14 protein-coding genes are annotated in these 17,786 nt (G+C 38.1%); 6 read left to right on the forward strand and 8 right to left on the reverse strand.

Annotated features, from left to right (window positions below; all coding sequences use genetic code 11):
* The first annotated feature begins 1 nt into the window (after position 1).
* Entirely contained in the window at positions 2 to 976 is a 975-nt protein-coding gene (nrdF, locus tag B5V81_RS00335) for a class 1b ribonucleoside-diphosphate reductase subunit beta (RefSeq protein ID WP_212111103.1), read from the forward strand.
* Here nrdF and prmC read toward each other — a convergent pair.
* From prmC to secA, 4 genes are all read right to left on the reverse strand, one after another.
* On the reverse strand, positions 973 to 1,839 hold the full coding sequence (gene prmC / locus B5V81_RS00340) for a peptide chain release factor N(5)-glutamine methyltransferase (protein WP_212111109.1): 867 nt from the start codon (positions 1,837 to 1,839) through the stop codon (positions 973 to 975). The genes nrdF and prmC overlap by 4 nt on opposite strands.
* Entirely contained in the window at positions 1,836 to 2,912 is a 1,077-nt protein-coding gene (gene prfA, locus B5V81_RS00345) for a peptide chain release factor 1 (protein WP_212111111.1), read from the reverse strand. The genes prmC and prfA overlap by 4 nt, the downstream gene beginning before the upstream one ends.
* A gap of 219 nt (positions 2,913 to 3,131) precedes the next feature.
* On the reverse strand, positions 3,132 to 3,623 hold the full coding sequence (locus B5V81_RS00350) for a Fur family transcriptional regulator (protein WP_212111113.1): 492 nt from the start codon (positions 3,621 to 3,623) through the stop codon (positions 3,132 to 3,134).
* Positions 3,562 to 6,279 (reverse strand): preprotein translocase subunit SecA, encoded by a 2,718-nt coding sequence (gene secA, locus B5V81_RS00355; RefSeq protein WP_212111115.1) that lies wholly within the window; start codon positions 6,277 to 6,279, stop codon positions 3,562 to 3,564. The genes B5V81_RS00350 and secA overlap by 62 nt, the downstream gene beginning before the upstream one ends.
* A gap of 423 nt (positions 6,280 to 6,702) precedes the next feature.
* Between secA and B5V81_RS00360 the strand changes: the two genes are divergently transcribed.
* The 3 genes from B5V81_RS00360 (at position 6,703) to mutT (ending at position 9,551) form a co-directional block, all read left to right on the forward strand.
* Positions 6,703 to 7,656 (forward strand): peptidylprolyl isomerase, encoded by a 954-nt coding sequence (locus tag B5V81_RS00360; protein ID WP_212111117.1) that lies wholly within the window; start codon positions 6,703 to 6,705, stop codon positions 7,654 to 7,656.
* Positions 7,657 to 7,784: 128 nt separating this feature from the next.
* Entirely contained in the window at positions 7,785 to 9,017 is a 1,233-nt protein-coding gene (gene argJ / locus B5V81_RS00365; RefSeq protein ID WP_212111119.1) for a bifunctional glutamate N-acetyltransferase/amino-acid acetyltransferase ArgJ, read from the forward strand.
* A gap of 120 nt (positions 9,018 to 9,137) precedes the next feature.
* Positions 9,138 to 9,551, forward strand: a complete 414-nt coding sequence (gene mutT / locus B5V81_RS00370) for an 8-oxo-dGTP diphosphatase MutT (RefSeq protein WP_212111121.1) — start codon at positions 9,138 to 9,140, stop codon at positions 9,549 to 9,551.
* A gap of 1,604 nt (positions 9,552 to 11,155) precedes the next feature.
* Here the strand turns inward: mutT and B5V81_RS00375 are convergent.
* The 4 genes from B5V81_RS00375 to B5V81_RS00390 form a co-directional block, all read right to left on the reverse strand.
* Entirely contained in the window at positions 11,156 to 12,022 is an 867-nt protein-coding gene (locus B5V81_RS00375) for a C40 family peptidase (protein ID WP_212111123.1), read from the reverse strand.
* A 154-nt stretch (positions 12,023 to 12,176) separates the two neighbouring features.
* Positions 12,177 to 13,553 carry a leucyl aminopeptidase family protein gene (locus B5V81_RS00380; RefSeq protein WP_212111125.1) on the reverse strand — a complete coding sequence of 459 codons (1,377 nt, stop codon included), beginning with the start codon at positions 13,551 to 13,553 and terminating at the stop codon, positions 12,177 to 12,179.
* Between the two features lie 13 nt (positions 13,554 to 13,566).
* Positions 13,567 to 14,511, reverse strand: coding sequence for a type I pantothenate kinase (coaA, locus tag B5V81_RS00385; protein ID WP_212111412.1), 945 nt, complete (start codon positions 14,509 to 14,511; stop codon positions 13,567 to 13,569).
* 169 nt (positions 14,512 to 14,680) lie between these two features.
* Complete coding sequence (locus B5V81_RS00390; protein WP_212111131.1) at positions 14,681 to 15,670, reverse strand: asparaginase; 990 nt, start codon at positions 15,668 to 15,670, stop codon at positions 14,681 to 14,683.
* Between the two features lie 218 nt (positions 15,671 to 15,888).
* Here B5V81_RS00390 and hslV point away from each other — a divergent pair, with 218 nt between their 5' ends.
* Together hslV and hslU are read left to right on the forward strand one after the other, a co-directional pair.
* The gene (gene hslV / locus B5V81_RS00395) at positions 15,889 to 16,470 is read left to right on the forward strand and encodes an ATP-dependent protease subunit HslV (RefSeq protein ID WP_012230625.1); all 582 of its coding nucleotides are present in this window, start codon (positions 15,889 to 15,891) and stop codon (positions 16,468 to 16,470) included.
* On the forward strand, positions 16,471 to 17,781 hold the full coding sequence (hslU, locus tag B5V81_RS00400) for an ATP-dependent protease ATPase subunit HslU (protein ID WP_212111132.1): 1,311 nt from the start codon (positions 16,471 to 16,473) through the stop codon (positions 17,779 to 17,781).
* Positions 17,782 to 17,786: the final 5 nt, after the last annotated feature.

A 17,786-nucleotide genomic window follows, 5' to 3' on the forward strand; every position in this document is an offset into this window, starting at 1 on the left:
TATGACAAAGATTACAACCAAAAATCCTATTGTGTCTGCTGTTAATTGGAATAGATTACACGATGAGAAAGATCTTGAAGTATGGAACCGTTTAACTGGAAATTTTTGGTTACCTGAAAAAGTTCCACTTTCTAATGACATTCCTTCATGGTCAAGTTTGACGGAGGAAGAACGAAAACTAACAATTCGTGTTTTTACGGGATTAACGCTTCTAGATACAATTCAAAATACTGTGGGAGCCATTTCTCTGCTGGCTGATGCCATAACAGAGCATGAGGAGGCGGTTTTGACAAACATTGCGTTCATGGAAGCAGTTCATGCACGTTCTTATTCCTCTATTTTTTCAACCCTTTGCTCGACGGTAGAAGTTGATGATGCATTTAGATGGTCTGAAGAAAATATTCATTTGCAGAAAAAGGCTCGATTAGTCCTTGAGCGTTATGAAGCAAACGATCCACTCAAGAAGAAAGTTGCTTCGACTTTGCTAGAAAGCTTTTTATTTTATTCTGGTTTTTATTTGCCCATGTATTGGGCTAGTCGCGCTAAGTTGACCAATACAGCAGATCTCATTCGACTAATCATCCGTGATGAAGCTGTCCATGGTTATTATATAGGGTATAAGTTCCAATTAGGCTATGCAAAGCTTGATGAAGCCAAAAGACAAGAAATTAAAGATTTTGCTTTTAACTTACTCTTTGACCTTTATAACATCGAGTGCAAATATACTGAAGATCTTTATGATGCCCTTGGATTGACGGAAGATGTGAAAATTTTTCTTCATTATAATGCAAACAAGGCTTTAATGAATTTGGGTTTTGAGGCCCTTTTCCCCCCTGAGGTTTGTCATGTTAACCCTGCTATTTTGGCTTCTTTATCACCAAACTCTGACGAAAATCATGACTTTTTTTCAGGATCTGGTTCTTCTTATGTCATTGGTAAAGCAGTTGCTACCACGGATGATGATTGGGAATTTTAATGTTTGCATGTAAACAGAAGTGCGCGGGGTATCCCATTGAGATCTTTGCGCATTTCTAAACATTGAAAATCATTCTTTTCAAATAAATCGCAGACTTCTTTTTCTTGAGAATAACCGATTTCAACAGCGATAGTGCCGTTTTCTTTTAAGTAGTTGGCAGCTTCATGGGCGAGCTTTCGATAAAAATCAAGCCCATCTTTTCCACCGACTAGAGCGCGCAATGGATCATGTAAGCGCACTTCTTTTGCAAGTTTTTTGATATCTTTTTCGGGAATATAGGGGGGGTTGGAAACGATAAAATCAAAGCGGTTTGTGACAGAATCAAACCAATCGCTAAGAAGAGGTGTAAAGCGATGCATTACTTCAGCATTTTTTGCATTTTTTGTAGCCGTTTTAAGGGCATCTTCAGAAATATCGACCGCCACTGCATAAGATTGGGGAATTTGTTTAAGAATGGCAATGGCAATGGCGCCACTTCCTGTTCCCATATCAAGGAGTGTTGTTTTTCTTGAATTTTCGACCTGTTTTTTGAGGAAAGGGAGAACAAGATCGATGAGTGTTTCTGTATCAGGACGGGGTTCTAATGTCTCTCGCGACAATGCGAAAGATATACCATAAAATTCTCGTGCTCCTATAATACGGTAGACGGGTTCTCCCGCGATACGCCGTTGTACAGCTTGTTCTATTTGTATAATATTTTCAGAAGATAAATGTATATCTGGGTTAGAAATTCTTGTCGCAGCATTTATCCCTGTTATCCATTCGACGAGTATTTTCGCATCGAGATCGGCTTCGAAAATTCCTTTCGTGCGCAATTTTTCTCGCGTTTGTTGGATGATATTTTTGAAAGAATATTTGCTCAATTATTATCCATTTCCATCAGGAGTGCTGTTTGATGATCTGAGATGAGCGCATGAATAAGCTCATCAAGATCTCCTTCCAAAATGCGATCAAGCTTGTACAGGGTCAGGTTAATACGGTGATCGGTGACACGCCCCTGTGGAAAATTATAGGTACGAATACGTTCTGAACGATCACCAGAACCAACTTGGCTTTTACGGGAAGCTGAACGTTCACTTTCCACTTTTTGCCGTTCGATATCAAATAAGCGTGCCCTTAAAATTTGAAGAGCCCGTGCTCGGTTTTGATGTTGTGATTTTTCTGCTTGTACAACCATAATTCCTGTTGGAATATGGGTGATACGAACAGCTGAATCTGTAGTATTGACATGCTGTCCTCCTGCTCCAGATGCACGCATTGTATCGATACGAATATCTTCGGGACGAATATCGATATCGATTTCTTCAGCCTCTGGAAGCACTGCAACGGTTGCCGCAGATGTATGGATACGTCCCCCAGTTTCTGTTTCAGGGATACGTTGCACACGATGAACACCTGATTCATATTTTAATTTAGAAAAGACACCTTTTCCTGAAATGGAAGCAATAATCTCTTTATATCCTCCAACTTCTCCCTCACTGAGCGAAATCACCTCTACTTTCCAATGGTGAGCATGGGCATAACGTTCATACATGTGGAAAAGATCACCGGAAAAAAGTGCTGCTTCTGATCCACCCGTTCCTGCTCGAATTTCGACAATAGCACTTTTTTCATCAGCAACATCTTTAGGCAAAAGCAGGATCTGAAGTTCTTTTTCAAGTTGCTCTACTTTTTTATAGAGCGGTGGTAGCTCTTCTTGGGCAAGATTACGCATCTCTATATCTGTTTGTTTATCATTGATAATCGTTTCTAATTCTGTAATCTCTCCGTAAAGAGCATTTAATGCGCGTATAGAGGTAATAACGGGTTGTAGCTCCGCGTATTCAGAAGCTAATTTGACATATGTTTCAGCATTTGGATTGGTCGTCATTTGGCTTTCAATTATTTCGAAGCGCTTTTCAAGCTGTTTTATGCGATCTTTTGGCAAAGAAACCATGATAATATTGGCCTAATTTTTCATAATACAATTTTTCATAACATTTAGTTGCAATACTTTATAACACTGGCAATGAATTACCGTATAGCATCACACAAAAAGGGGTAATAAAGCAGAAAAACTTTTTTGCCAATGAAAACTATTTATATTTTAAAGGTAAATTTTTATAAAATTCGATTTGTCTGAGATATCTTGATCTTATGGTATATAGTCATCTCTTTAAGAGTTTTTTTTTCCATAAAGTTCAAGACGGTGATGAATAATATCATAGCCAAGGGATTTTGCAATTTCCTCTTGCAATTTTTCAATAACATCCGAATGAAACTCGATAACTTGTCCTGTTTCTATATCAATGAGATGATCATGATGTTGCCCATCTGCTTGCTCAAAACGAGATGGACCACCACTAAAGGTATGACGGTGAATTGTTCCATTTCCTTCCAATGTTTTCATGGTTCGATAAACCGTTGAGAGTGAAATACTCGAATCTATTTTGTTTGCACGTTGAAAAATTTCAAATGCATTGGGATGATCATTTGTATCAGCCAAAATATCAAGAATAACACGCCGTTGGCGCGTTACTCTTAAACCAGCTGCGCGCAATTCTTGCTCATAGTTTCGCTTTTTATTCATCTTCATTGTTTGCTTTTCAAACAAAGGATCCATGACAGTGTTTGTATTTTTTTTCTGAACCGCAAGGACAACGTTCATTGCGTCCAACTTTTCCCCATGTGGTTACATCATTGGGGTCACGGTCTTGTGGATTAACAAACCTATTTTCTTGTGATCGTGCCCATAAGGGTGGAGCATTTTCTTGATTTTTATCATTAGAGACAGAAGAATCAGCACCATTTTGCTCAGGTATGGATGGTTCGGTAAGTTGTTGAACAATTTCAAAGCGCATCAGTTTAGAAGTGACAATTCGGCGCAAATTTCTCAGCATACTTTGAAAGAGTTCAAAAGATTCTGTCTTATACTCATTGAGTGGATCTCGCTGCGCATAACCACGAAAACCAACAACAGAACGCAAATGGTCTAAACTTACCAAATTTTCACGCCAAAGCGTGTCAATAGTCTCAAGCAAGACAGCTTTATGAAAATAAGCCATAATCTCTGGAGTATAGCGTTCAGTACGCTCATTTTCAAGTTTTGTAACAGCATCCAAGATACGCTCTAAAATTTGTTCCTCGGCAATTCCATCTTCTTTTGCCCATTCTTCCACAGGAAGTTCAAGATTAAAGAGCTGTTGAAGTTCTTCCTCGAGAGCTTTTACATCCCATTTTTCAGAATAAGTCCCCGCGGGAATATAAGTCTCTACAAGATTTTCCACGACGTCATTGCGCATTTCTTGGATCATTTCTGATAAATCATCTGCATTCATGACCTCCATACGCTGTTCAAAAATAACCTTGCGTTGATCATTCATGACATCATCATATTTTAGCAGATTTTTACGAATTTCAAAGTTCCGTGCTTCGACCTTTTTTTGTGCTTTTTCAATGGCTTTATTAATCCACGGATGGATAATAGCTTCATTTTCTTTCAATCCAAGTTTTTGCAGCATACCATCCATACGGTTGGAGCCGAAGATACGCATAAGATCATCTTGAAGAGAGAGAAAGAATTTTGAGCGACCTGGATCACCTTGGCGACCAGAACGTCCACGAAGCTGGTTATCAATACGACGGCTTTCATGACGTTCAGTAGCGATAACGTAAAGCCCCCCAGCCGCTAAAGCTTTTTCTTTAAGTTGTTTGACATCTTTTTTGATTTCTTCAATTTTAGCTGTTCGCTCTGGACCTTCGGGGATATCCTGTAATTCTTGTCGAATGCGCATTTCAACATTCCCACCAAGCTGGATATCAGTACCACGTCCCGCCATGTTGGTTGCGATGGTGAGAGCTCCAGGAACGCCTGCTTGCGCAATGATATATGCTTCTTGCTCGTGATAGCGAGCATTTAAGACTTTAAAATCGGTAATACCCTCTTTTCGCAAACGCTCTGCCAATTGTTCTGACTTTTCAATTGAGGTTGTTCCAACAAGAATAGGCTGTTTTTTTTCGTGCGCTTGACGGATATCACGCACAATAGCCCGATATTTCTCTTCTGCTGTTCGATAAATTTCATCATCTTCGTCAAGACGCTGTACTGGTAAATTGGTAGGGACTTCGACAACGTCAAGACCATAAATATTTCTGAATTCTTCGGCTTCTGTTGCGGCAGTTCCAGTCATTCCAGATAATTTTCTATACATACGGAAATAATTTTGGAAAGTGATGGAAGCAAGTGTCTGATTTTCTGGTTGAATAGCAACATGCTCTTTAGCTTCTAATGCTTGATGAAGCCCCTCAGAATAACGCCGTCCAGGCATCATTCGTCCTGTAAATTCGTCAATGATCACAATTTCATCATTGCGAACAATATAATCTTTATCGCGAACAAACAGTTTATGGGCTTTTAGAGCATTATTAACATGATGAACGATAGCGACATTTTCTATGTCATAAAGACTTTCACCCTTAAGATACCCAGCTTGTTCGAGCATTTTTTCAATTTTTTCAGTACCAACTTCGGTAAAGGTCGTTGTTTTTTGTTTTTCATCTATTTCATAGTCTTCTGGAATTAAGGCAGGAATAAATGTGTCAATAAGGTTATAAAAATCAGTACGATCTTCTAGAGGACCAGAAATAATAAGGGGCGTACGTGCTTCATCAATGAGAATAGAATCCACTTCATCGACAATTGCATAATGATGTCCTCGTTGAACCATTTGACTACGATCAAAAGCCATATTATCGCGCAAGTAATCAAAACCCAGTTCATTATTTGTCGCATAGGTGATGTCACATGCATAGGCTTTTCGGCGGGCATCGCTATCAAGATTATGAAGAATCACACCCGTTGTAAGCCCTAGAAAACTAAAAATTTTTCCCATTGTTTCAGCGTCACGACTGGCGAGATAATCATTTACTGTCACAACATGAACGCCTTTACCTTCCAATGCGTTGAGATAAATTGGTAGGGTTGCCATTAATGTTTTACCTTCACCGGTGCGCATTTCAGCGATGCCACAGTCATGAAGAACCATTCCACCAATAAGTTGTACGTCAAAAGGACGCATGTCATAAACACGTTTTGCAGCTTCACGAACCGTTGCAAATGCTTCCGGTAAGAGTAAATCGACACTTTCACCTTCGCTAAGACGTTTACGAAAAGCATCTGTTTTTTGGCAAAGCTGTTCATCACTTAATTTTACGAATTGTTCTTCCAAAGCATTAATTTGTGCAACTTTTTGGCGGAGGACCTTGAGACGTCGCTCATAAGCTGAACCAAAAAACTTACGTGCAAAAACACCTAAACTGACCATCTCCGGCCCTTTCTTTTAATTGTTATTACTCTTGTTGGGTAGTTCATATGCTCACCCCATACTCTAATATTTTCTTTAAGTTTTCTGATATCATGGAATGCAGATGGTACCATTATACTTGTTGGTGCGCAATTTTTCACTTTAATCGTAAAGTAGAGATAAGAGGCTAAATGCACGATGTCAACTTTAGGTATGCTGTTTAGCTGATAGAATACAAAATAATTTAAGATACAATATGTCATTTTTTTCTATTATAATGTTTTTCATTTTCATTAGATAGGGTTGGAGAAACTGAGATAAAAGGAAAATTTTATACTTTTTAAAATAAAATTACTCATTTATTTCTCTATGTTTAAAGCTTAAAGTGTTATGGTAAAAAGAATTGGAATCTTGAACCTGCCTTTATTTTTAAGGAGTATATTTATGAAATTTAACTTTATCACGCTGTTTTTAGCATCAACTTTATTGGCGAGTACAAGTTTAGGAGTGAGGGCCCAAGAAGGTTTGAATTCATCGTCGAATGATTTAAAGACTTTAGAGAAAGCTTCTGAAAAAGCAGTTTCTCCTTCACATGTTATGGCCGTTATTGATGGGAAGAATATTACAGCAGGCCAATTGGATGATTTAGCGCTTGAAATAAATCCTAATTTAGCACGTTTTCCTGATGAACAACGCCGCATTATGGTCTTAAAAGCTTATTTGGATATGCAGGCACTTGCAAAAGAAGCAAGAAGCAAAGGTCTTGATAAGACAGAAGCTTACGATAAACGTATGGCAGTTATGCGTGACAATGTGCTTCAACAGCTTTATTTTAAACAGGCGATTGTTGATAAAATTTCGGATACTGATTTGGAAAATCTTTACAAAAAGGAAATTGCTGCTTTACCTAAAGAGGATGAAGTTAAAGCCCGTCATATTTTGGTCAAAACGAGAAAAGAAGCAGAAGCTATCATTAAGCATTTAAATAAAGGCGAAAATTTTGAAGAGATTGCAAAGAAAAGTTCAACAGATGGTTCTGCTGCTGTTGGGGGGGATCTTGGTTATTTTAGCCATGGTCAAATGGTCAAGCCTTTTGAAGATGCAGCATTTGGTTTGAAAGTTGGTGAATACACGAAACAACCTGTTGAAAGTCCTTTTGGTTGGCATATTATTAAATTAGAAGATCGTCGTGTAAAACAACCTCCTACATTTGATGATGTTAAAGAGATGCTGCGTACACAGTTGATAAAAAAGCGCTATCAAGAACTAATAGTTGATTTACGTAGCAAGATAGATGTGAAATATCCTGATCCTAATGTTACAAAAGTCATGGAATCGCTTAATCAAAATGGGACGCTGCTTCCCGATGAGACATCCGATGAAGAAGATACGGAATAGCAAAGAAAAATAAGGAGATAGACTCTTTAAGAGGTCGTTTGCTAGGTTTTTTTTAAAAAAGCCTAGCAGTTTTCTAAGAGAGGTTATTCATCGGCAAGCATTTTATTTGTTTTTATAGAAAGTATATTGTGGTTTTTAAAATATCTTCTTTGACGCCTCAAAACATCCAAGAGCTTTCCCCATTATCTGGTGTACGGATAGCAACAGCTAAAGCTGGGGTTAAATATAAAGATCGTACAGATCTCCTTTTTATTGTATTCGATAAACCAGTGAGTGTGGCAGGTGTTTTTACACGCTCAAAATGTCCATCTGCCTCTGTCGAGCATTGTCGTGCATCACTTTCCCATGGGGTTGCGAGGGGTGTTGTTGTGAATTCTGGAAATGCAAATGCTTTTACAGGAAGCAAAGGGAAGAACACAACCGATGAAATCGTCTTTGCAGCAGCGAACACTTTAAAAGTTAGAGAAAATGAAATTTTTATAGCTTCTACGGGTGTTATTGGTGAGCCAATGGATGCAACGGGTATTGTAAATCTTTTACCAAGTATGGCAGAGACAGCAGAAGAGGGAAATTGGTTGGAAGCTGCAAAAGCCATAATGACAACGGATACATTTCCAAAACTTGCTACCCGTACTTTTGATTGTGAGGGAGAGAATGTTACCATTCATGGAATTGCAAAAGGTGCTGGTATGATTGCACCCGATATGGCGACAATGCTCTCATTTGTGGTTAGTGATGCGACTATTTCTTCGGATATGCTTCAATCCATGTTATCAGAGGCCGTTGAGGGTTCTTTCAATTCGATTACTGTCGATAGTGATACTTCAACTTCAGATACGCTTATGTTGTTTGCGACAGGAAAAGAACATTTCCCATGCCTTACAAGTCAATCTGATCCACGTTATGGCGTTTTTGTGAAACAATTGAGTGCACTTCTGCATGAACTTGCACTCCAAGTTGTTTGTGATGGTGAAGGGGCGCGTCATTTAATTGAGGTTAATGTGAGTGGTGCTACAACAAACAATGCAGCGAAAACGATTGCTTTATCAATTGCAAATTCACCGCTTGTAAAAACAGCTATTGCCGGTGAAGATGCAAATTGGGGGCGAGTCGTCATGGCGGTTGGGAAGGCCGGTGTTGAAGTTGATCGTGACCTGCTGACGATTTGGTTTGGTGAACATCGTGTGGCAGTGAATGGCGAGCGAGATCCTGCGTATTGTGAAGAGATAGTAGGATCCTATATGCAAGGTAAACACATCACAATTCGTGTTGATATCGGTTTGGGGTATGGTACAGCGACAGTTTGGTCTTGCGATTTAACAAAAGAGTACGTTATGATCAATAGCGATTACAGAAGTTAACAGATGCACTCTCTATATTTAACGTCCTATTATTTTTTTTAAGAGAACGAGATATGTGAATTTTTTTTTGAGGTAAGGGAATATGATACAGAAACAGTTATATCCTCATTGGAGAGCGATGTGTGTATAAAAAGTCCCCTTCTTCTTGTTGTTGCCTGCGCATTGTTAGATCAAAATAATTGTGTTTTGCTTACCGAGCGTCCTGAAGGAAAATCGTTGGCTGGTTTATGGGAATTTCCTGGTGGAAAGGTTGAGCCAGGTGAAACTCCAGAAATCTCATTGATTCGTGAACTAGAAGAAGAGCTTGGTGTGTATGTTCAGGCAAATAATTTACACCCTTTAACGTTTGTGAGCCATAGCTATGCAACATTTCACCTCTTAATGCCGTTATATCTTTGTGACTATTATGAGGGCGTTGCGCAAGGACGAGAGGGGCAAAATTTAGCATGGGTTTTTATTAATGATCTCGATAAATATCCTATGCCTGATGCTGATAAACCATTGGTTCAGGTGTTAAAAAATCATCTTCTTTAATATGTTATAAGAAGAAAATATTGTTTAAATATAATATTGATTTATAATTTTTTACGTGAAATGGGAAAGCCCAGTCTCGTAAAGCTTTCTCATTTAAAATCTATTTATCCTCAATCGATAAAAATCATGTCTCTTGCACCTTCCAAGCGGAGAGAACCACGTGGATAAAAATATTTAAGAAAGACATAAAATCCGTGCTGAAAGAATGCTCTCCAACAGCCAAGGTGTTATTGAAACATTGAGAATTGGTAAAATTGAATGGTGGTTTTTCCTACCCCATAGGCATAAAGTGGTGGTAGATAGATTAATAGATTTATAATTTTTACGCATGTTGTTGTGCGTTGGGCTTGGGAGCGTTGAGAGGTATCAGGGGCATTTATTTCACGAGCTATCGATAATAGGAAAAATTTCAAAAGATTTTTTAGAAGAAAATGCTTTGAGCGCGTTATGAGAGATTATTTCACATGACCAATAATTTAAGCATCATCGTGATACATTTATTATAATAACGTATCATTTTATAATCATAAATTATCTTTTTCTCTTGATACACTACGATTTTTCACTCAAAAAAATTTCAATGATGTATAAAAAACAGTGTGTAATTTGAGAAACAATTTTAAAACGAATAAAACATACGACTAATGAACAACTAAATATAAAAAAAATAAAAAGAATACTGATTAAAGGATTGTTTAATATACATTTTCTCATATGAGAGATAGGGAAAAAGCTCTCTAAGTAAATATATAAATGAAAAATACAAATAACATGAGAGTGTCTTTATAATGCTCTTAGCTTTCATCTAGAATGGAAGAGGTAATAAAAAATTATGCAATTTTCATGTTTTTAAAGATGTTTTTTCTGTATATTTTTGAAAACTGTGAGGCTGAATGGAAAAGAAGTAATAAAGCTGCGTAAATAATTTTTTCCTTCAGTATCGTATTCAAGATAATACACTTATTTTTTATCGGTTTGTAATAAAGCTGTTTGAAACAGTGAAATATGATATATTGAGAACTCTGATTCAAATTATGAATTCGGCTTTATGATTACTATCTGATATGTTACTGAATATCATTCAGTGAGTCTTTAGATGAATATTCAACATGAGCTTTGAGAAAATATCAGAAGATATTCCTTTTGATTAAGGGGGCTTGTTCTTTACGTAATATAGAAAACCATTGTGTTGCCAGTACAGATATGTTTAAGAGATACATTTCTCGAACACACCCAAGCCTTTTTCGCGTTGGTGCTTATAGGGTATAACATTAAATTCCTCATGGAAATAATATAAAATCTATTAAGCATATCCTCTTTACGCTTAATAAAAGAGCAAGCTGGCACCATTCTATACTTTATCATCTCCAATTTTACGACAGCCTTTGGCATTCGAGAGTATTCATAAGAGGTGTTTTTTCTTAATTGTTTTACTCACACACCACGCTTGCTTGTGACGCGCAAATGGATGATTTTAATTAAATCAATATAAAAAAATTTGAAATGAGAAATTGTTACTTCAAGTAAATGATAAAATAATTATCCTTATAAACCAATTTACTAAATAAAAAACATTCAATGAATTTTTTTATAGGAGAGCTCTATTAAGCTTCTTGAATTGGACGACGTTTTGCGATGGGATATCGTTGATATGTTTGAGCAATACGTGTAATTACTTCCTCTAGAGGTTCGATCATAACGTCCATAGAGAAGCCATTTGCGTGAATAATATTTTCATGATCAACCATAATGGCAGCATGACCTTGCCAAAAAATCAAATCGCCTCTTTGAAGTTTATCACTGTCTGAGAGTGGTCTTCCTATAGTTTTCTGCTGCATGTCAGTATCACGTAAAACCATTTGACCGGTCATTATCATAGAAAGCTGGATGATTCCTGAGCAATCAAGTCCAAAGCCACTAGCGCCACCCCAAAGGTAAGGCGTGCGGATAAACATTTCAGCAACGCTAACATAATCTTTATACACATGTGTAATGGGACTAAGATGATTGCTAATGATTGCTTTCCCGTTTTCAAGTATAGAATACATAGTTTCACGGACTTCAACTTCATCAACAACACTTACCTTACTTCCCATAGATAAAGGATACTCCATTGGTCCACGCAAATCAGCTTGGAAATATTGAAAAGTTCGTGGGACTGAAACAACATGTGTTTGTTCGATAGTTGATGCACAAAGCGCTGTTGTATCAATATAGCCAACATAATTATCTTTGAGGGATTGTCCCCATGACATCGTTTCTCCGTGTTCAAAGATAAGAAGCTCTTCCCCGAATAAGCACTCTGTCTGCATTTCGCTTTTTTTATTGTTTTCTTTAAACAGTCCAGCAACAGGTACATTAACACGTCTTTTTTCACCTTGCACAAAGCGCTGCGCTGTAATTTCTGTTTCAAGACGTTTGTCTGCTAAATCTTCTCTGAATGCGTGTAATCTCGGATCTTTAGAGATCATTTATTTACCTTTCATTTTATCTTTAAATAGCTTTTATGACGACTGCACAAGTAAAATTCCTCATCTTTAAATAAAGCACAGAGCATAATTTAAGGCGATAAGAAAATAATTCTTCTGGAGTTGCAAAATTGTCCATTTTTATGGGTATTTTGTGTCAAACTTTATTTTTAAAAATATTATAAAGGGCACGAATAGTTTGTGCTGATCCCCCAATAGGGTATCCTGGTTTTTCTTTTGGCACCCATCCATAAAGGTCGAAATGCGCAAAATGTTTAGCTTTTTCAACAAAAGAATTAAGAAATAAAGCAGCCGTTATAGAGCCAGCAAAGCTATTTCCAGTTACATTGTTAAGGTCAGCAATTGGCGATGATAACATCTCTTGGTAAGGTTTCCAAAGGGGCATTTGCCAAAGAGGGTCACAAACAGCGTGAGCCGATTCAGAAATTTGTTGTGCCCATATTGAATCATTACAATAAAATGCGGGAAGATCTGGTCCTAATGCTATACGTGCTGCTCCCGTTAAAGTAGCCATACAAAGCATGAATTGAGGGCTTTCTTCATCACCATAGGCGAGTGCATCGGCAAGGACAAGGCGCCCTTCAGCATCTGTATTGCCTACTTCAACACTTAAGCCTTTACGACTTTTAAGAACATCACCTGGTCGGTAAGCATTCGCAGAAATTGCATTTTCTACAGCTGGAATCAAAACCCGTAGACGGAAAGGCAATTTTGCATCCATGATAAGTTTCGCCAATCCCAAAACGTTTGCTCCACCCCCCATGTCTTTTTTCATAAGCAACATATTATTGTCTGATTTAATATCCAGGCCCCCCGTATCAAAAGTTACACCCTTGCCTACCAACGTTATTTTGGGATGATGTTCTTGGCCCCAGCGTAACTCAATCAGTCGTGGAGCAGTGCTGCCTGCTCGTCCTACAGCATGAATCATCGGAAAGTTATGGGTTAAGAGCTCATCTCCACAAATGCTTTGGACATGAGCACCGTATATTTTTCCTAATTGTCGAGCTTCTTTTTCAAGAGTATCAGGGGTCATATCATTGGCTGGAATATTGATGAGATCACGGACAAAGAAGACAGCTTCATAAATTCGTTGGAGCTCATTAAGATCAACGGTCTCATTGACATGGAAAGATAATGATTTGAGAGAAGAATTTTGACGATAGCGATCAAATTGATAGCTTCCCAGTGCCAATCCAATATAAGTATTTATTTCATCAGAGGTCTCACCTTCTAAATGCCATTGACCAGCAGGAAGTTTTTGAGCAAGCAGTCCTGTGATAAAGGGTTCGTTACCATTACCAATTCCAAATAAAACTTTTTTTAAATGTCCGGTTTCGTGAGGAACAAGGAGTATTTGTCCTGCTTGTCCAGTAAAATCATTAACTTTTATCCATGCTGCCGTTGAGGCATCAAATGATAAATTAGCAAGATTTTTTTGGTTTACCAAGATGATAGGACAACTATTATCGATACCTTTTGAGGTAAAATGAATAATGGGTCGCTGGTGCATAGTTATGAGATCCTTATAGTCGTCTAAGTGCGACATACTCGACCAAATGATTTTCTCCCTTTCGTAGAACGAGATTGGACCGTGGTCGTGTTGGCAATATATTTTCCTGTAAATTTTTTAAATTAATTGTTTGCCAAATATCCTCAGCAATTCTTGAGGCTTCTTTTTCATTGAGAAGGGCATAACGGTGAAAATAGGATTCAGGATTTTGAAAAGCTGTTTTACGTAAACGTTTAAAGCGCTCTAAATACCAGTGACGAATGATTTCTGTTTCAGCATCGACATAGATTGAAAAATCAAAAAAATCTGACACGAAAGGAATGACTTTTCCATCTTTAGGAAGATCACTGACTTGTAATACATTAATACCTTCAACAATCAAAATATCAGGACGGTCAATGGTAATTGTCTGATTTTCTAGGACATCATAGGTCATATGCGAATAAAGCGGAGCAGGGACATTCCCAACACCTGCTTTTATCGCCGAAAGAAAGCACAGCAATTTTTTAATGTCATAGGAATCAGGAAATCCTTTACGATTCAGACGATTTTTTTGCTGTAAGATTGCGTTAGGATAGAGAAAACCATCCGTTGTGATCAGATCAACTTTAAGACTAGATGTCCAACGTTTCAACAGTTCTTGAAGGATGCGAGCGGTGGTTGATTTTCCTACTGCTACAGAACCAGCAATCCCAATAATAAAGGGCGTTTTCTTAGTTTCTTCTTGATGGAGAAACTGTTGGCGTTTGTGGAAAAGTTCTTGTACTGCTTCAACATGACATGATAACAAGCGCGATAAGGAGAGATAAATGCGTTGAACTTCCTCAAGGTCGATAGGGTCATCAATAGAGCGTAAGCGTTTAATTTCATCAAAAGTCAAAGTGAGAGGTGTGTCTGCACGGAATTCTGACCATTCTTGTGCAGTAAAGACGCGATAGGGTGAATATCGGTCAGAAATGGATTTGACTAAATTATATTCCTGATTAATTTTTTGTATAGTCGTATCAATCATTTGTAATTGTCGAGATTTTTTTGCTATTTGGTTAAGAACAGACAGGTAAACTGCTTTATGTTCAAATAAATTTTGTTTTTCATGCTCTCTTTTTTAAGATAATAGACCATTTTTACTAACTTATCGTCCAGTCATTCCAGTGCGCACGGACTTGTGCCAATGAGTACCCTTGTGCCAAAAAAGCCCACAAAAGTAAACGCGCCTTTACGGCTGATAAATAACCAGACATGAGAGCACCCGAAGCAATCATATCGGTTTCTGAGCCTTTATAGCCGTACGTTATACGTGTTGTTGAGCCATTACAACAACGACTAGCAATAATGATTGGTATTTTTTGTGCATATTGTTGTACAAGGTCTGCTTCTTGAAAACTACAGTGTCCTGCACCAAAACCAGCGATAACAAGTCCAGCATAATATCCACTTTCAAGGCAGAGTCTCATTAATTGTGCATCAGACGATAAAGAGGAATAGAGGAGTGCAATTTGATGATCGTAATTTTGGGGAAGATCAAACGTTGTCGGGAAAAATTTTCGATCATTGAAATAAATGAGTTTTCCTTCTAGAATGGTTCCTAAAATACCTACGAGTCCTGAATGAAATGTTTCCACTTTGACGGTATGGCTTTTATAGAGCCAATACGGTGAATGAATGGTATCATTAATGACAACGAGAACACCTCGATTACGGCTTTGTGGGGCTGCTGCAACACGCGTTGCTGCTAAAATATTAGCGGGTCCGTCAGCGCCTGCTTCGTGAGGTGTACGCATAGCACCAGTTATGATGAGTGGTTCAGCTTCCTTCCAATAAAGAGAAAGAAAAAAAGCAGTTTCTTCCAGAGTATCAGTCCCTTGCGTTAAAACAATCCCTTCTGCGCCAGCGTTTATTTGTTGTTTTGCCCACTCAATTATTTCAAAAAGAATTTTAAAAGATAAAGATCCACTTGGTATTTGCATTAATGTTTGTGTATGAATATCAGCAACCTTATTTAAATCAGGAACACTTTTTATGAGGTTGTCTGAGGTTAAAGTTGGTTGCATGTGGCCAAAATGATCGGCAGTCATTGCAATTGTTCCACCTAAGGTTCCTATAGCTATTTTTTTCATAATTTTCCTCTATAAAGGCACAAACTGTTTACATAAGGCTATTTAGCAGTAATTTACATTGACAACAATGATATCATTTTTTCAATTTCAACAAATTGAATTGTGCTGAATCATTGTGTTTTGCTGTATATGTTCTTAAATAGAACAATAGTAGTTGAGTTTTACATTGTACGAAAACATAATATTAAAAAGAAAAGTTAATATTAAGGAGTTTCCTTATGACAGAACATAAGCCAGACATAATGTATGGTACAACGATTATTACGGTACGAAAAGGTGGCAAAGTTGTGATGGCTGGCGACGGTCAAGTCTCTCTTGGACAGACGATTATGAAAGGCAATGCACGTAAAGTCCGCCGTCTTGGAAAAAGCGGAGTGGTTATTGCTGGTTTTGCAGGTGCTACAGCAGATGCGTTCACATTACTGGAAAGATTGGAAACAAAGCTTGAGCAATATCCTGATCAGCTTATGCGTGCATGTGTAGAACTTGCAAAAGATTGGAGAACAGATCGCTATTTGCGTCGTCTTGAAGCAATGATGCTTGTGGCTGATAAGAAAGTAACTTTGGCTCTAACAGGGCTTGGTGATGTCTTAGAACCAGAAGATGGGGTTATGGCCATTGGCTCTGGAGGAAATTTTGCTCTTTCAGCAGCACGGGCACTCATGGACTTGGATTTGGATGCAGAAACCATTGCCCGTAAAGCTATGGCTATTGCCGCTAAAATTTGTGTTTACACCAATGATCATTTTACGATTGAAACATTGGATGCAGAATTATCTTCTTTAGAGAAAGCTATTTAAATGTGTGTTGTATTTTCCCCTCGTGAGACTGTTTCTGAACTTGATCGCTTTATTATTGGCCAAAATGATGCCAAACGTTCTGTAGCTATTGCACTGCGTAATCGGTGGCGTAGACAACAGCTTGATGAGCCGATGCGTGAAGAAGTGATGCCAAAAAATATTTTAATGATAGGGCCAACAGGTGTTGGTAAAACAGGGATTGCCCGTCGATTAGCAAAACTTTCTGGAGCACCCTTCGTGAAAGTAGAAGCGACTAAATTTACTGAAGTTGGTTATGTAGGGCGTGACGTTGAGCAAATTATTCGAGACCTTGTTGAAATTGCCATTTCTCTTGTACGTGAAAAGAGACGGGATGAAATAAAAGAAAAGGCGCACATGCATGCTGAAGAGCGCGTTTTAGACGCTCTTGTTGGTAAAACAGCAAGTCCCGCTACCCGTGATAGTTTCCGTAAAAAATTGCGTAAAGGTGAACTGGATGAGAAAGAGATTGAAATTGAAGTAGCCGATAATAATAGCAATAGTGCTTCAACCTTTGATATTCCTGGTATGCCTGGGGCGCAAATGGGGATTATGAATTTATCCGATATTTTGGGCAAAATGGGCAGTCGTACAAAAGTCCGTAAAACGACAGTAAGGGATGCTTTTAAACCACTCATTGATGATGAGTCTGAAAAACTCCTTGATCAGGAACAAATTATTCAAGAAGCGCTTCGTGTTGCTGAAAATGACGGTATTGTTTTTATCGACGAGATTGATAAAATTGCAACGAGGGATGGTGGAGCCAGTGCTGCGGTTTCGCGTGAGGGAGTCCAACGTGATCTTTTACCTTTGGTGGAAGGAACAACAATTTCTACAAAATACGGGCAAATCAAAACAGATCATATTCTTTTTATAGCCTCTGGTGCATTTCATGTTTCCAAGCCATCTGATTTATTACCCGAACTTCAAGGACGTTTGCCTATCCGTGTGGAGCTTAACCCTTTAACAAGGGAAGATTTACGGCGCATTCTAACAGAACCAGAAGCAAGTTTGATTAAACAATATGTTGCTCTTATGGCAACGGAAGAGGTTCATTTGGAAATTACCGATGATGCGATTGATGCTTTAGCAGATATTGCTGTAGATTTAAATGCAAGGATTGAAAACATAGGGGCACGTCGTTTGCAAACCGTTATGGAGCGCGTTTTGGATGAGATTTCTTTTACGGCACCCGATAAAGCTGGAACATCGTTTAAAATTGATGCTGCTTACGTGAGAAAATCTATTGGCGAGCTTGCTGCTGATATCGATCTTTCCCGTTTTATTCTTTAGAGCTA

This window comes from Bartonella queenslandensis (genome assembly GCF_018155095.1).
Lineage (GTDB): Bacteria > Pseudomonadota > Alphaproteobacteria > Rhizobiales > Rhizobiaceae > Bartonella > Bartonella queenslandensis_B.

Coding starts and splice junctions, on each gene's coding strand:
- nrdF (WP_212111103.1), top strand. CDS start 2: ATGACAAAGATTACAACCAAAAATCCTATTGTGTCTGCTGTTAATTGG.
- prfA (WP_212111111.1), bottom strand. CDS start 2,912: ATGGTTTCTTTGCCAAAAGATCGCATAAAACAGCTTGAAAAGCGCTTC.
- B5V81_RS00350 (WP_212111113.1), bottom strand. CDS start 3,623: ATGAACGTTGTCCTTGCGGTTCAGAAAAAAAATACAAACACTGTCATG.
- secA (WP_212111115.1), bottom strand. CDS start 6,279: ATGGTCAGTTTAGGTGTTTTTGCACGTAAGTTTTTTGGTTCAGCTTAT.
- B5V81_RS00360 (WP_212111117.1), top strand. CDS start 6,703: ATGAAATTTAACTTTATCACGCTGTTTTTAGCATCAACTTTATTGGCG.
- B5V81_RS00375 (WP_212111123.1), bottom strand. CDS start 12,022: ATGATCTCTAAAGATCCGAGATTACACGCATTCAGAGAAGATTTAGCA.
- B5V81_RS00380 (WP_212111125.1), bottom strand. CDS start 13,553: ATGCACCAGCGACCCATTATTCATTTTACCTCAAAAGGTATCGATAAT.
- B5V81_RS00390 (WP_212111131.1), bottom strand. CDS start 15,670: ATGAAAAAAATAGCTATAGGAACCTTAGGTGGAACAATTGCAATGACT.
- hslV (WP_012230625.1), top strand. CDS start 15,889: ATGACAGAACATAAGCCAGACATAATGTATGGTACAACGATTATTACG.
- hslU (WP_212111132.1), top strand. CDS start 16,471: ATGTGTGTTGTATTTTCCCCTCGTGAGACTGTTTCTGAACTTGATCGC.